At 68.9% G+C, this 14,170-nt stretch carries 11 protein-coding genes; 7 read left to right on the top strand and 4 right to left on the bottom strand.

Annotation, left to right across the window (positions count from 1 at the left end; translation table 11 throughout):
• Positions 1–97 precede the first annotated feature (97 nt).
• The 3 genes from guaA to VGC56_RS12825 form a co-directional block, all read right to left on the bottom strand.
• Positions 98–1,672: a glutamine-hydrolyzing GMP synthase gene (guaA, locus tag VGC56_RS12835; RefSeq protein ID WP_464125397.1), complete on the bottom strand. Its 1,575-nt coding sequence runs from the start codon at positions 1,670–1,672 to the stop codon at positions 98–100.
• Between the two features lie 124 nt (positions 1,673–1,796).
• Positions 1,797–5,912: a beta strand repeat-containing protein gene (locus tag VGC56_RS12830; protein WP_464125395.1), complete on the bottom strand. Its 4,116-nt coding sequence runs from the start codon at positions 5,910–5,912 to the stop codon at positions 1,797–1,799.
• A gap of 154 nt (positions 5,913–6,066) precedes the next feature.
• Complete coding sequence (locus VGC56_RS12825) at positions 6,067–6,459, bottom strand: hypothetical protein (protein ID WP_464125394.1); 393 nt, start codon at positions 6,457–6,459, stop codon at positions 6,067–6,069.
• Positions 6,460–6,602: 143 nt separating this feature from the next.
• Between VGC56_RS12825 and VGC56_RS12820 the strand changes: the two genes are divergently transcribed.
• Complete coding sequence (locus tag VGC56_RS12820) at positions 6,603–8,108, top strand: FAD-dependent oxidoreductase (protein WP_464125393.1); 1,506 nt, start codon at positions 6,603–6,605, stop codon at positions 8,106–8,108.
• A gap of 36 nt (positions 8,109–8,144) precedes the next feature.
• Positions 8,145–8,918, top strand: a complete 774-nt coding sequence (locus VGC56_RS12815; protein WP_464125391.1) for an aspartyl/asparaginyl beta-hydroxylase domain-containing protein — start codon at positions 8,145–8,147, stop codon at positions 8,916–8,918.
• A 165-nt stretch (positions 8,919–9,083) separates the two neighbouring features.
• Here the strand turns inward: VGC56_RS12815 and VGC56_RS12810 are convergent, their stop codons facing one another.
• The gene (locus VGC56_RS12810; protein ID WP_464125389.1) at positions 9,084–9,470 is read right to left on the bottom strand and encodes a hypothetical protein; all 387 of its coding nucleotides are present in this window, start codon (positions 9,468–9,470) and stop codon (positions 9,084–9,086) included.
• Between the two features lie 156 nt (positions 9,471–9,626).
• On the opposite strand from VGC56_RS12810, the gene VGC56_RS12805 reads away from it, so the two are divergent.
• The 5 genes from VGC56_RS12805 (at position 9,627) to VGC56_RS12785 (ending at position 14,168) form a co-directional block, all read left to right on the top strand.
• Positions 9,627–9,902 (top strand): hypothetical protein, encoded by a 276-nt coding sequence (locus VGC56_RS12805; protein WP_464125388.1) that lies wholly within the window; start codon positions 9,627–9,629, stop codon positions 9,900–9,902.
• A gap of 333 nt (positions 9,903–10,235) precedes the next feature.
• The gene (locus VGC56_RS12800) at positions 10,236–10,721 is read left to right on the top strand and encodes a division/cell wall cluster transcriptional repressor MraZ (protein WP_464125386.1); all 486 of its coding nucleotides are present in this window, start codon (positions 10,236–10,238) and stop codon (positions 10,719–10,721) included.
• Complete coding sequence (gene rsmH, locus VGC56_RS12795) at positions 10,718–11,689, top strand: 16S rRNA (cytosine(1402)-N(4))-methyltransferase RsmH (RefSeq protein WP_464125385.1); 972 nt, start codon at positions 10,718–10,720, stop codon at positions 11,687–11,689. The genes VGC56_RS12800 and rsmH overlap by 4 nt, the downstream gene beginning before the upstream one ends.
• Positions 11,686–12,468 carry a hypothetical protein gene (locus tag VGC56_RS12790; RefSeq protein WP_464125384.1) on the top strand — a complete coding sequence of 261 codons (783 nt, stop codon included), beginning with the start codon at positions 11,686–11,688 and terminating at the stop codon, positions 12,466–12,468. Before rsmH ends, VGC56_RS12790 begins: the two co-directional genes overlap by 4 nt.
• Positions 12,468–14,168 (top strand): peptidoglycan D,D-transpeptidase FtsI family protein, encoded by a 1,701-nt coding sequence (locus VGC56_RS12785; RefSeq protein ID WP_464125382.1) that lies wholly within the window; start codon positions 12,468–12,470, stop codon positions 14,166–14,168. Before VGC56_RS12790 ends, VGC56_RS12785 begins: the two co-directional genes overlap by 1 nt.
• Positions 14,169–14,170 lie beyond the last annotated feature (2 nt).

Below are 14,170 nucleotides of genomic sequence, written 5' to 3'. Positions count from 1 at the left end.
TCGTTTCGGCACCTGCACACCTCCTGCGGGCTAATTGCGATTCGCACGGCGACACAAAGCATAAAGCCTGATTGAGTCTTGCATCAGCCGTTTTCCATCACTCCCACTCGATCGTCCCCGGCGGCTTGGAGGTATAATCGTAGACCACGCGATTGATGCCGCGGACCTCGTTGATGATTCGGGTGGCGACGCGGCTGAGGAAGGCGGAGTCGAACGGGAAGACGTCTGCCGTCATGCCGTCGGTCGAGGTGACGGCGCGCAGGCCGACGACGAAATCATAAGTGCGCCCGTCGCCCATCACGCCGACCGTCTTCACCGGGAGGATCACGGCGAAAGCCTGCCAGATGTCGTCATAGAGGCCGGCGCGGCGGATTTCCTCGATGTAGATCTCGTCGGCGAGCCGCAGGATCTCCAGCTTCTCGCGGGTGATCTCGCCCGGGCAGCGGATCGCGAGGCCCGGCCCCGGGAACGGATGGCGGCCCACGAAGGCGTCGGGCAACCCGAGCTCGCGGCCGAGCGCCCTCACCTCGTCCTTGAACAATTCGCGCAGCGGCTCGACCAGCTTCATGTTCATGCGCTCGGGCAGGCCGCCGACATTGTGGTGGCTCTTGATCGTCACCGACGGTCCGCCGGTGAAGCTCACGCTCTCGATCACGTCCGGATAGAGCGTGCCCTGGGCCAGGAAATCGGCGCCACCGATCTTCTTCGCCTCGGTGTCGAACACGTCGATGAAGGTCTTGCCGATGAACTTCCGCTTGGCCTCCGGATCGTCGACCCCGGCAAGGCCGGCCAGGAAGAGCTGCTCCGCGTCGACGTGGACGAGCGGGATGTTGTAATGCCCGCGGAACAGCGAGACGACCTGCTCCGCCTCGCGTGCACGCAGCAGGCCGTGGTCGACGAAGACGCAGGTCAGCTGGTGGCCGATCGCCTCGTGGATGAGGACGGCCGCGACCGCGCTGTCGACGCCGCCGGAGAGGCCGCAGATGACGCGGCCGGAGCCGACCTGCTCGCGAATCTCGGCGATCTTCGCGGCGCGGAACTCGGCCATCGTCCAGTCGCCGGCGAGGCCGCAGACGTGGCGGACGAAGTTGGCGATCAGCTTGCCGCCGTCGGGCGTGTGCACCACCTCCGGGTGGAACTGGACGCCGTAGATGCGGCGGGAATCGTCGGCCGTGGCCGCGAAGGGGGCGCCGGGCGACTGGGCGACGATGCGGAAGCCCGGCGGCATTGCCTCGACCTTGTCGCCGTGGCTCATCCACACCTGGTGCGTCTCGCCCGGCCGCCACAGCCCCTCGAACAACGCGCATTCGGATTCGATGGTGAGGAAGGCGCGGCCGAACTCGCTATGGTCGCCGGTGACGACCCGCCCGCCCAATTGGTCGGCGATCAGTTGCTGGCCGTAGCAGATGCCGAGCACGGGCACGCCGGCTTCGAACAAAGCCGCCGGCGCCCGCGGGCTCTCCTCGAGGGTCAGGGAGGCCGGTCCGCCGGAGAGGATGATGCCCTTTGGCTTCATCCGCTCGAACGCCTCGGCGGCGCGGCTGAACGGGGCGATCTCGCTATAGACGCCCGCCTCGCGCACCCGCCGCGCGATGAGCTGCGTCACCTGGCTTCCGAAATCCACGATGAGGATCGAGTCGCCCTGCGGGGTGTCAGGAATCTGGGTCGTCATTGCGGGTCGTTAAGCGAGCGCAGCCCCGGCGTAAAGGCGGGCAGGGGGCGGGGCGGGTGAACTATTCGCCGAGGTGGCCGCAACCCTGCGGCAACGACGGGGAGGGTGACCCTCCCTGAGCGGGTCAGGCGATGTGGATGCCCGCCGCGAAGCCTGCGCTGTGGTCGATCATATCCGCCGCGTAGAAGATCGCCGCGGCCGGCGCGTCGAACTGGAAGTCCGAAGCGGAGAGCTGCTTCGGCTTCATCCCTTCGACGAGGATCGTGTCGCCCGTACCCCAGCTGATCAGCGTGTCCTTGCCGCTCGCCGTCAAGGTGAGGTCCGAGAAATTGTGGACGCCGGACGTGGCGTCGAACTCGATATGGTCCTTGTTCGCAAAGTCGGTGATGCGGTCGTGGCCGGACGCCGCGCCGAACACGAAATTGTCGTTGCCCGCGCCGCCGCTGAGCACGTCGCCGCCGCCGCCGCCGGCGAGGATGTCGTTCCCCTTGCCGCCGTTCAGCACGTCGTTGCCGTCCGCCTCGCCGTCGAGGACGAAGACGTCGCCGAACGTCGTGATCGGCCCGGAACCGGCGGTGCCGTGGCTGTCGATCCAGATCCGCCCGTCGCCGTAGAGCGTGTCGTCGCCGTCGCCGCCGTTCAGCACATCGTTGCCGCTGTCGCCGGCGATGACGTTGTTCGCGGCATTGCCGGTCAGCGTGTCGTTGACGATGCCGCCGGAGAGATTCTCGAAGCCGGTGAGCGTCATCGAGCCCTCCCCGGTCGTCTGCGCCGCGCCCTGGAGGGCGAGGCTGACGGTGACACCGGCGGCCACGGCGCTGATCTGGTCGAGGAAGGAGATGGCGTCCGTGCCTGTGCCGCCGTCGGCCGTCACGTTGCCCGGCCCGGCCATGACGAGGTCGTTGCCGCCGCCCGCCAAGAGGCTGTCGTTGCCGCCCTCGCCCCACAGCCAATTGTCGCCACCGTTGCCGGTGAGGGTGTCGGCGAAGCTGGTGCCGGAAACGTGCTCGATATTGATGAGCGTATCGATGCCCTGGCCGGTATTCTGCGCTCCCGCGATGTTGAGGTTGACGGTCACGCCCGCCGTCGCGCCGGTCGCGAAGGCGGCGCGGTCCCATCCGGCCCCGCCGTCCATGACGTCGTTGCCGAGCCCGCCGTTGAGGAAGTCGTCGCCATTGCCGCCGAGCAAAGTGTCGTCGCCGTCACGGCCCCGAAGCTGGTCGTGGCCATCGCCGCCGGCCAGCAGATTGGCGCCGGCATTGCCGGTGATCGTGTCGTCGAAGGCCGAGCCGGTGACGTTCTCGATGCTGATCAGGGTGTCGTTGCCGTCGGCACCGGTGGAGAAGCCGGAGCCGGGTGCATTGCCGAGCGCGACCTGCACCGCGCCCGAGGCGTGGGCGTAGGAGGCGGTGTCGGTGCCGCCGCCGCCGTTCAGGATGTCGTCGCCGAGGCCGCCTTCGAGGAGGTCGTCGCCGTCGGCCTCGCCATCGAGGGTGAAGACGTCGGCGAAGGTCGCGATGGGGCCGGAGCCGGCGGTGCCGTGGGTCTCGATGTTGATGCGGCCGTCGCCGTAGAGGACGTCGTCGCCGGCGCCGCCGACCAGCGTGTCGTTCCCGCTGTCGCCGGCGAGGACGTTGTTGCCGCCGTCGCCGGTCAGCACGTCGTTGACGATTCCGCCGGAGAGGTTCTCAAAGCCCGAGAGCGCCATCGAACCCTCGCCGGTCGCCTGCGCCGCGCCCTGCAGTGCGAGGCTGACGGTCACGCCGGCGGCCACGGCGCTGATCTGGTCGAGGAAGGAAATGGCGTCCGTGCCGCCGCCGCCGTCGGGGACCGAATTGCCAGGGCCCACCTCGACGAGATCGTTGCCACCGCCCGCGGAGAGGATGTCGTTGCCGCCCTCGCCCCACAGCCAATTGTCGCCGCCATTGCCGGTGAGCATGTCCGCAAAGCCGGTGCCGGAGACGTGCTCGACGTTGACGATCGTGTCGATGCCCTGGCCGGTATTCTGCGGGCCGGCGATATTGAGGTCGACGGTGACGCCGGCCACCGCGCCGGTGGCGAAGGCGACGCGGTCGAAGCCGGCGCCGCCGTCGATGAGGTCGTTGCCGAGGCCGCCGTTGAGGAAATCGTCGCCATTGCCGCCGAGCAGGGTGTCGTCGCCGCCGAGGCCGCGAATCTGGTCATGGCCGTCGCTGCCCGCGAGGACGTTCGAGCCGCCATTGCCGATCAGATCGTCGTCGAAGGCCGAGCCGGTGACGTTCTCGATATCGTGCAAGAGGTCCTCGCCGTCGGCGCCGGACGAGGAGCCGAGGGTCGTGCCGAGCACCACCTGCACCGCGCCCGAGGCGTGGGCGTAGGAGGCGGTGTCGATGCCGCCGCCGCCGAAGAGCTGGTCGTCGCCGAGGCCGCCTTCGAGCAGGTCGTCGCCGTCGGTCTCGCCCAGCGTCGCGATGTCGGACCAGGTGGTGATCGGGCCCGAGCCGCCGTCATTGTGGGTGTCGACGTTGATCCGGCCGTCGCCGTAGAGGATGTCGTGCCCGGCGCCGCCGACGAGCGTGTCGTTGCCGGCATCGCCTGCAAGGACATTCGCGCCGCCGTCGCCGGTCAGCGCATCGCCGGCGCTGGAGCCTGAAAGATTCTCGAAGCCGGTCAGCGTGTAGGTGCCGATGCCGGTCGCCTGGGCGATGCCCTGCAGGGCGAGCGAGACGGTGACCGGCGCGCTGCCCGCGCCATTGTCGCTGACCGAGAGCGTGTCGGTGCCGGCGCCGCCGTCGGCGACGACGTTGCCGGGGGCGCCGGTCTGGACGAGGTCGTTGCCGCCGCCGCCGGTGAGCGTGTCGTTGCCGCCTTCGCCCCACACCCAATTGTCGCCGCCATTGCCGATCAGCGTGTCGTCGAAGCTGGTGCCCGAGACATGCTCGATGTTGATCAGCGTGTCGTTGCCCTGGCCGGTATTCTGCGCAACGCCCTGGATGTTGAGATCGACATGGACGCCGGCGACCGCGCCGGTCGCGAAGGTGGCGCGGTCCCAGCCGGCGCCGCCGTCGACGATGTCGTCGCCGTTGCCGCCGTTGAGGAAATCGTCGCCATTGCCGCCGAGCAGGACGTCGTTGCCGTCGCGGCCGCGCAGCTGGTCGTGGCCGTCGCCGCCCGAGAGGACGTTGGCGGCGGCATTGCCCGTAAGCTGGTCGTCGAAGGCCGAGCCGGTCACGTTCTCGATGTCGTGGAGCGTGTCGTTGCCATCGGCACCCGCAGAGAAGCCGGAGCCGGGGGCATTGCCCAGGCCGACCTGCACCGAGCCTGAGGCGTGGGCGTAGGAAGCGGTGTCGATGCCGCCGCCGCCGTAGAGCTGGTCGTCGCCGAGGCCGCCTTCGAGGACGTCGTCGCCGTCGGTCAGCGACGGGTCGCCGAGCGCGGCGAGATCGGGATAGGTGATGAACGGGCCGGACGTGCCGGTGTCGTGGCTGTCGATGATGATGCGGCCGTCGCCGTACAGGATGTCGTCGCCGGCGCCGCCAACGAGCGTGTCGTTGCCGGTGTCGCCGGCGAGGATGTTGTTGCCGCCGTCGCCGGTCAGCGTGTCGTTGGCGACGCCGCCCGAGAGATTCTCAAAGCCGTTGAGGGTCATGATCCCCTCGCCGGTATTCTGCCCCCCGCCCTGGAGGGCGAGCGAGACGGTGACCGCGGCACCGACGGCGCTGATCTGGTCGAGGAACGAGGCGGTGTCGATGCCGGTGCCGCCGTCGAGCGTCGCATTGCCTGCGCCCACTTCGACGAGATCGTTGCCGCCGCCCGCCGAAATGACGTCGTTGCCGCCTTCGCCCCAGATCCAGTTGTCGCCGCCATTGCCCGTGAGAACGTCGTCGAACAATGTGCCCGACAGATGCTCGATGCCGATCAGGGTGTCGAAGCCTTCGCCGGTGTTCTGCGCCACGCCCTGGATATTGAGGTCGACATGCACGCCCACAGGGGAGCTGTGATAGGCGGCGCGGTCGAAGCCGGCGCCGCCGTCGAGGAGATCGTCGCCGGGCCCGCCGTCGAGATAATCGTCGCCATTGCCGCCCAGGAGGATGTCGTCCCCTTCGGCGCCGCGGACGAGATCGTGGCCGTCGCCCGCATCGACGACGTCGTTGCCCTCGCGCGCCAGGATCACGTCGTTGCCGGCGAAGCCGTTGATCGTGTCGTCGCCGCTGGTGCCGACCAGCGAATCGTCGCCGGGTGTGCCGTTGATGATGGCCATGATGCGCTCCCCCCTCGAGCCGCCGCCGCGGCATGATGCCGGCGGCGTCGCTGCAATGCCCGGGAGCGCATTGGTTTTTCAGGCGTCCCCCGAGCCCGAGTCGCGAGCGTACAGGAGCAGGGCCGGGGCGCCAACCCCGCCAAAACGGCGGCAATCAGCCCGCGGCGGGACTGGCGCGGAAGCTGTAGATGGTGCCGTCGCGGACGGTGCAGGCGAAGGTTTCGCGCGGCGCGTCGCGGCCGCCTTCGAGGAGCCCCTCGACGGTGAAATAGCCGTGCTCCTTCGAGACGTGGCCGACGTCGAGCAGGCGCCCGCCGGTGCGGCCCTCCGCCTCGCCGGTGCAGGCACGGACGGCGAGATCCTGCGCGCGGGCGCGGTGCTTGTCGCCCGAACCGGCGAGCGCGGCGATGCCGCCCACGAAGAGCGCGCCGGTGACGAAGCTGCCGAAGCCGTCATGGTGATAACGGTGCCAGCGCCGTGCCTCGGCGGGCGTGGCGAGGGTGGCCAGCAGGGCGACGGCGGCCGTGGCGGCAACGATCTTCTTCATCTCTTCCTCCCCGAAAGGTGCGGGCGGATCGTTACGGCGGCGGAGCTTTCGCGCCGCTGAACCGGCGGGCGCCTCGAACGGGGAACGAGGCGCGGCGGGCGCGGTTTGGCAATCGGGCGCAACGTGAGACCGGGACGACCATCATGGCACAAAGCGGCGACGACCATAGCTATTGGAACGCAACGGCAGGGGAGGGGCCGAACTTCCCGGCCCTCGCCGGCGACATCGAGGTCGACATCGCCATCGTCGGCGGCGGTATCGTCGGGGTGACAGCGGCGCGGCTGCTCAAGGATCGCGGCCTGCGCGTCGCCCTCATCGAGGCGCGACGGGTCGGGCGGCAGGTGACCGGCAAGTCCACCGCCAAGATCAGCTCGCAGCACGGCATCCTCTACCAGACGCTGGAGAAGAAGTTCGGCGAGGAGAAGGCCCGGCTCTACGCCGAGGCACAGGAGGCGGGGATAAGCGAGATCGCCCGGCTCGCGCAGGTGCACGGCATCGACGCTGACATCGAGCCTATGCCGGCCTATGTCTACACCAACGACGAAAGCTATGTCGGCCAGATCGAAAAGGAGGTGGAGATCGCGCGCCGGCTCGGCCTCCCGGCCAGCCTCACCCGCGACACCGGACTGCCGTTCGACGTTCTCCAGGCGATGCGCTGGGACAACCAGGCGCAATTCCACCCGACCAAATATGTCGCCGGCCTCGCCGCCACCATCCCGGGCGAGGGCAGCCACGTCTTCGAGAACAGCCGCGCAATCGACTATGAGCCGACCCGCGTCGTCACCGACGGCGGCACCGTCGCCGCCCGCCACGTCGTCATGGCGACGCACCTGCCGCTCGGCCAGATCGGCATGTACTACGCGCTCGCTTACCCAATGGCGGAGCCGGTGGTCGCCGCCCCGATCAGCCGGGTGCCGCCGGGCATGTACAAGAATGCCGAGCAGCCCGGTCATTCGATCCGGACGCACAAGGGTCCGGACGGGCGGGTCTGGGGAATCGTCGCCGGCAATCATTACAAGCCCGGCCATGTCGACGACGAGCAGCGCTACATCGCCGATATCGAGCGCTGGCTCGCCGAGCATTTCGACGCCGGCCCGGTCCGCTACCGCTGGGTCAACGAGGATTATACCGCGATGGACCAGGCGCCGTTCATCGGCTGGTCCTCCTCCGGCGGGAAAGGCTATCTCGTCGCGACCGGCTTTGCCGCCTGGGGCATCTCGAACGGAACCGCGGCGGCGATGATCATCGCCGATCTTGCCACCGGCAAGGAGAATGCCTGGACCGCGATGTTCGACGCGACTCGCATCAAGCCGATTGCCGGCGCCGGCGAGTTCGTGAAGGAGAATGCCGAGGTCGCCGCCCACCTCGTCAGCGGCTATCTCTCCCGGAAGCCCAAGAGCTATGACCAGCTCGCCCCCGGCGACGCCGCCATCCTGAAAGTCGACGGCGAGAACGTCGCCGCCTTCCGCGACGAGGCCGGGAAGGTCCATGCGGTCTCGGCGGTCTGCACCCACATGGGCTGCCTCGTCGGCTGGAACAGGACCGACCGCACCTGGGACTGCCCCTGCCACGGCTCGCGCTTCGAACTGTCCGGCGAGGTCATCCACGGCCCCGCGACGCAGCCGCTTGGGGCGAAGGTCACGGGCTGACTTGCGGGAGAAACCGCGGCGATTTACGCCAGCACCATGGGGGAAAAGTCACTGGACGCGGACCGCAAGGTGCCGCCGTTGCCACCGCTCTACCGGATCGGCAAGCGGCTGCGGCACCGGATCAGCGCCGTTATCGCACGCTCGTCCACGGTCGGCGACACGCCCGTCTACGATCCGGTGCTGTTTCGGTGGGTCGCCGGCCTGGAGGCGCAATGGGAGGCGATACGGGACGAAGTCGCCGCGCTTCTCGCCCGGGACGCGGCGATCCCGCCGCTCGCCGACATCTCGCCCGATCACCGCCGCATCGCACCGCCGGGCAAGTGGAAGAGCTTCTTCCTGATCGGCTACGGCTACCGGCTGGAGGAGAATTGCCGCCGCTGCCCGGCCACCGCCGCCGCCGTCGCCGGTATTCCCGGCCTCAACAGCGCCTTCTTCTCGATCCTCGCGCCCGGCGCCCACATCACCCGCCACCGCGGCGTCACCAAGGCGATCCTCACCGCCCATCTCGGCCTCGTCGTGCCGGCCAAGCGCGCGGCCTGCCGGATGCAGGTCGCCGACGAAATGCTGCTGTGGGAGGAGGGCAAGGTGCTCATCTTCGACGATACCGATTATCACGAGGTGTGGAACGATACCGAGGATATGCGGGTCATCCTCCTCCTCCAGTTCCGCCGCCCGACCCGGCTCCTGGGGCGCATCGTCGGCGCGATCTTCCTCGAAGGCGTACGCCGCTCGCGCTTCGTCCAGGACGCGCGCGCCAGCCTCGGCGACTGGGAAAAGGCGATGCAGAAGCTCGAGCGCGACGAGCCCTGACGGCCCGCGCAAAATAAAACCCCGCCGCGCAAGGGGCACGCGGCGGGGCCGTAAGGACTGGAGGCTCGAAGCACTCCGGCCCGGCCGCCAAGGGAGTCAGGCGGCCTAACCGAAGTTAAGGTTTCGATTCGAAATTTAAAGAGGCGTCAGCCGCGTATCAGGCGCTTAGACGTCGCAGGTCTGGCTCTTCTTGCCGGGCGCTTCGAAGGACACTTTCGGGCCGTTGGCGCTCAGCGAATAGCCGCCGCCCTTGAACGGCGGCTTGCCGCCTTCCGCGGTGAGCGTGGTCGGCGTGCCGCCCTTTTGGGTCCGCACCGCCACCGTGTTGTTGGTGTAGAAGTCGGCGTAGAGCAGGCTGTTGTCGGCGCAGCGATAGGTCCGGCTCGCCTGGATCATCGGCGGCGGCGGCGGCGGCTTGGCGTCCTTGAGCTGCTGGGCCTGGGGATCGTCGGGCCCGCCGGATTCGATCGTCGTGGGCTTGTTGTTGCACCCCGCGAGCGCGACGAGCGCGGCGAGGGAGGCGGCGGAGAAGGGGGTCAGGGCTTTGTGCATGTTAGCCACTTCGTAAGTGCCGCTCGCCCCGTCAAGGGCTTTGATGCGAGGCGGCCGGGGCCGCGACGGGGGCATCCGCACAAGCGGTTCGACAAACCCCGTTCGATCGGTTAACTTTTCACTTCCGTATCGAAGGGTTGGAAAGAGCGTTTTCGCGTGCAGCGTGTCCGCATCGGCCTCACCGGCCTCGCCTTCGTCTTCATTCTCGTCCTGCTCGGCGCCGTCTTCACCAGCCCGAGCGCCGAGGAATCGGCGGCGAACGCAGTGAAGCGCCAGCTCGGCGGCGGCGCCTCCGCGCCCGCCGGCCCCGGCAACGAAGCCTCGCCCACCGAACCGCTCGCCAAGATCGGCGTCACGCCCGGCAACGCAGACGAGAATGTCGCGTCGCCGCCCGCCGCCGCCTCGCCGCCACCTACCGCAGCTCGCCGCTGACGCGGCCGGCGCGACTCACCGCTGACGCGACTCAGGCCGCCGCTTCGCGCTGGCCAACGGGAAGAGCTTCAACATACTTATCCACAGGGTTGTTCTTCGTGAACACGCGTCGAACAAGTCCAAGAACAGACCACGAATAATCTCAGCTTCGGCATCTTAGGGCATGAAATCCCCAAAAAAGGCATGAAATCCCCTTCCATCAGGGGGACGCTGATGTTATCCACCGCACCCTAGAGTTTCGGGGCACTTCTCCAGCTGACCAGTGAGTCACGCGGGGCGCGGTAAACGCGTCTCCGCGAACGGGGGAGGTCCGTGTATTGGAGCGGACGGGTCGTGGAGATCGACGACTTCTTCCAGGGAAGCGCGCTGAATGCGGTGGACGCCAAGGGGCGCCTCTCCGTTCCCGCCTTCGTCCGCTCGGTGATCGAGCGCCGCTCGGACGCCCGCGCCATCGTCGTCGGCGCCCATGAGATCGCCCCCTGCCTCACGGCCTACGGCCGCGGCTATGCCCGCAAGCTCTACGAGGACATGGAGCGCCGCCGCCTCGCCGACGAGGAGAAAGGCGCCGCTGCCGAGGAGCATTATGCCCGGGCCCGCCGCGCCTTCGGCATGACCGAAGACGTCCCCTACGACACGAGCGGTCGCATAATCCTTCCCCCGATGATGCGCCGTAAGGGCCAGATCGAGGAGCTCGCGCTCTTCGTCGGCGTCGGCGGCACGGTCGAGATCTGGAACCCGCGTCTCGCGCTCAAGCACGGCGACAAGGACCTCCAGGAAATCGCCGCCTGGCGCCTCGAGGAAAAGGGGATCGCGCTGTGACGCCCCCCAACTCCCCTGCGGGCGCGCCTCACGTCCCCGTGCTCCTCGCGGAAGTGATTGCCGGCCTCGCGCCTAGCGCCGGCGAAACCCATGTCGACGGCACCTTCGGGGCCGGCGGCTATACCCGTGCCATAATCGAGAAAGGGGCTGCCCGCGTCTACGCCTTCGATCGCGACCCTCAGGCGATAGAAGAAGGCGAGGCGCTGGCAGCTTCGAGCGGGGGGCGCCTGACGCTTGTTCCGGAGCGTTTTTCCCGGATGCGTCAGGCGCTTGCCGACCGCGGCGTCGATACCGTGGACGGCGTCACCCTCGACATCGGCGTCTCCTCCATGCAGCTCGACCGCGCCGAGCGCGGCTTCTCCTTCCAAGCCGACGGCCCGCTCGACATGCGCATGGCCAGCGAAGGCGAGAGCGCGGCGGATTTCCTCAACCACGCCGCGGAAGAGGATATTGCGAACGTCATCTACCGCTACGGCGAGGAGCCCAAGTCCCGCCGCATCGCCCGAGCCATCGTCGCCGCCCGGCCGCTCACCCGCACCGGCGAGCTCGCCGAGGTCGTCCGCAAGGCGGTCGGCTGGAAGCCGCACATGAAGAAGGATCCGGCCACCCGCACCTTCCAGGCCATCCGGATCCATTTGAACGAGGAGCTGCAGGAGCTGGAGGGCGGGCTCGAAGCGGCGGAGCAGGTGCTCGCGCCCGGCGGCCGCCTCGCCGTCGTCACCTTCCACAGCCTCGAGGACCGGGTCGTGAAGCGCTTCTTGAAGGAGCGCAGCGGCGACGTCCCCGCCGGCTCGCGCCACCTGCCGGCCCAGACGAGCCGTGCCCCGGCGCCGAGCTTCGAGGCTGTGGCGAAGCCGGTCCGCGCCGGCGAGCACGAACTCAGCACCAATCCGCGCGCCCGTTCGGCGACCCTCCGGGTCGCGCGGCGCACCTCTGCATCGGCCTGGAAGGAAGGCGCTTCGGCATGATCGCAAGAAGCTTCAAATCGGTAATCTGGGTGGCGACCGTCGGCGGCGCCGCCTTGAGCTGCTACATGGTGTCGCTCCGCGTCGCGACCGAGCGGGCCGACCTCGCCAAAGTCGAGCACCAGATCCTCGTCGCCAAGCGCGACATCCGCATGCTCCAGACCGAGTTGGGCACGCGCGGCCGCATGAGCCAGCTCGAAGACTGGAACTCGAACGTCCTCGCCCTCGCGGCGCCGACGTCGGCCCAGTTCGTCCACGACGACATGACCCTCGCCCGCCTGGAGCGCCACGACGCCACCGTCGAGGAGCGCACCAGCGGCGACGTCCGCATGGCTTCGGCCGAGACCGGCGCCGCCGCGGCGACCGCCCAGCCCGCCGCCCCGGCCGCCGAAGCGCCGAAGCCGCACATCGTCACCGCCATCGCCCACGCCGCCCCACCGCCGCCTCCGTCGGTCGTCCATCAGGCGAGCTACACGACCGCGCCGAAGAGCCCGCTCGGCCCAGAGCTGAAGAAGGCCGAACCGAAGAAGGTCGAGCCGAAGCCCGAGCGCCACGCCAAGGCCGCTCCGGCCAAGGCGCCCGCCGCCAAGCCGGCCCCGGAAAAGAAGCTGGCTGCCAAGGCCGCGCCTGAGAAGAAGGCCGCCGCAAAGCCCGCGCCCGAGAAGAAGCTCGCCGCCAAGGCGAAGCCGGCCGCCGAGAAGAAGGCGCCGGAGAAGAAGCTCGCCTCGCGCGGCAAGATCGCTCGCCATCCCGCCGCAGCCCAGGAAAGCGACGCCGACTGATGACCGCCTACGCCGCCATCGCGCCCCGCACCGCCACCCCGGCGCCGCGGCCCGAGGGCCTCGCGCTCACCTATCACCGGCTGATGCTGATCATGCTCGTCTTCGCGGGCGTGACGATGCTGATCGCCACGCGCCTCCTGTGGCTGCAGGTCTCGACCGACCGCTCGACCGGCGACGCCGGCCTCAACCCGCTGATCCCGGCGCGCGGCGACATCGTCGACCGCAACGGCGTCGCCCTGGCCCGCTCGATCGATGCCTGGACGATCGCCATCCACCCCGACCGCCTGCTCGGCAATCCCGAGGAGCTGGCGCTGAAGCTCGCCCAGCTCATCCCCGAGCACAGCGCCGACGATTACCGCAAGCTGCTCAAATCGAAGAAGAGCTTCGCTTATCTCAGCCACCGCGCCCTTCCGGAGCTGGTCTCGGCGGTGAACGCGCTGGGCGAGCCGGCGATCGAATTCAGCCGGGAGCCCGAGCGGCTCTACCCGCAGACCGGCCTTGCCGCCCATGTGCTGGGCTGGACCAGCACCGAGGGCCACGGCGTCAGCGGCATGGAAAAGGTGCTCGACGCCCGCCTCACCGGCCCCCAGCGCGGCGCGCCCGTCGAGCTGTCGATCGACACCCGCGTCCAGGCCACAATGGAGAGCGAGCTCGCCGCGGCTATGGCGAAGTTCAGCGCCATCGGCGCCGCCGGCGTGGTCCTCGATCTGAAGACCGGCGAAGTGCTGGCGATGACCTCGCTGCCTCAGCTGAACCCGAACCGGCCGGGGCAGGGTGCCGTCGACGCCGGCTTCAACCGCGCCACGCTCGGCGTCTACGAGCTGGGTTCGACCTTCAAGCCGTTCACCGTCGCGATGGCGATGGACAGCGGCATCATCAAATCCTTCAGCCAGATGTACAATTGCCCGACCGGGCTCCCCGTCGCCGGCGGCCACGTCATCACGGACACCCATCCGTTCGGGGGTCCCTGCTCCGTCGCCGACATCATGCGCGAAAGCTCGAACATCGGCACCGCGCAGATCGCGGCGCAGGTCGGCTCGCAGCGCCAGCAGGATTTCCTCCGCCGCATGGGCTTTCTCGAGCCCGTGCAGGTCGAGCTGCACGAGCGCGGACGCACGCTCACCCCCGGCAACAATTGGGGTGAGGTGGCGACCATGACGGTCGGGTTCGGCCACGGCATCGCCGTCACCCCGCTCCACCTCGCTCTGGGCTATGCGACCCTGTTCAACGGGGGCATCCGCCGGCCGGCAACCCTCTACAAGGTCGGCCCCGGCCATCCGGTGCCGGAAGGGACCCGCGTGTTCACCGAGGAGACCTCCCGGCGCATGCGCGGCCTGCTCCGCCTCGTCGTCCTCGCAGGCACCGGCAAGAAGGCCGACGCTCCCGGTTTCCGGGTCGGCGGGAAGACCGGCACGGCCGAGAAGCTGCAGGGCGGGCATTATTCGGGATCGGCCGTGGTGACGACCTTCGCAGGCGTATTCCCGATGGACGAGCCTCGCTATGTGGTCGTCGCCATGCTCGACGATCCCAAGGCCACGCCCGACACGTTCGGTTTCCACACCGCCGGCTGGAACGTCGCGCCGGTCGTCTCCCGCGTCGTCAGCCGCGTCGGCGCCCTGCTCGGCGTCGCGCCCGATCCGAGCCGCGAAGCCGACCTTACCGAGGTTGCCGCCTATCTGAAGCCCGAAGCGAAGCATTGACC

This window comes from Allosphingosinicella sp., from assembly GCF_036403745.1.
Lineage (GTDB): Bacteria > Pseudomonadota > Alphaproteobacteria > Sphingomonadales > Sphingomonadaceae > Allosphingosinicella.
This window is presented reverse-complemented; position numbering and strand designations above follow the sequence as displayed.

What these genes read in the sequence shown, in the direction of transcription:
- VGC56_RS12810 (WP_464125389.1), bottom strand. Translation starts at nt 9,470, where the DNA reads ATGCACAAAGCCCTGACCCCCTTCTCCGCCGCCTCCCTCGCCGCGCTC.
- VGC56_RS12820 (WP_464125393.1), top strand. Translation starts at nt 6,603, where the DNA reads ATGGCACAAAGCGGCGACGACCATAGCTATTGGAACGCAACGGCAGGG.
- VGC56_RS12790 (WP_464125384.1), top strand. Translation starts at nt 11,686, where the DNA reads ATGATCGCAAGAAGCTTCAAATCGGTAATCTGGGTGGCGACCGTCGGC.
- VGC56_RS12815 (WP_464125391.1), top strand. Translation starts at nt 8,145, where the DNA reads ATGGGGGAAAAGTCACTGGACGCGGACCGCAAGGTGCCGCCGTTGCCA.
- VGC56_RS12825 (WP_464125394.1), bottom strand. Translation starts at nt 6,459, where the DNA reads ATGAAGAAGATCGTTGCCGCCACGGCCGCCGTCGCCCTGCTGGCCACC.
- guaA (WP_464125397.1), bottom strand. Translation starts at nt 1,672, where the DNA reads ATGACGACCCAGATTCCTGACACCCCGCAGGGCGACTCGATCCTCATC.
- VGC56_RS12830 (WP_464125395.1), bottom strand. Translation starts at nt 5,912, where the DNA reads ATGGCCATCATCAACGGCACACCCGGCGACGATTCGCTGGTCGGCACC.
- VGC56_RS12785 (WP_464125382.1), top strand. Translation starts at nt 12,468, where the DNA reads ATGACCGCCTACGCCGCCATCGCGCCCCGCACCGCCACCCCGGCGCCG.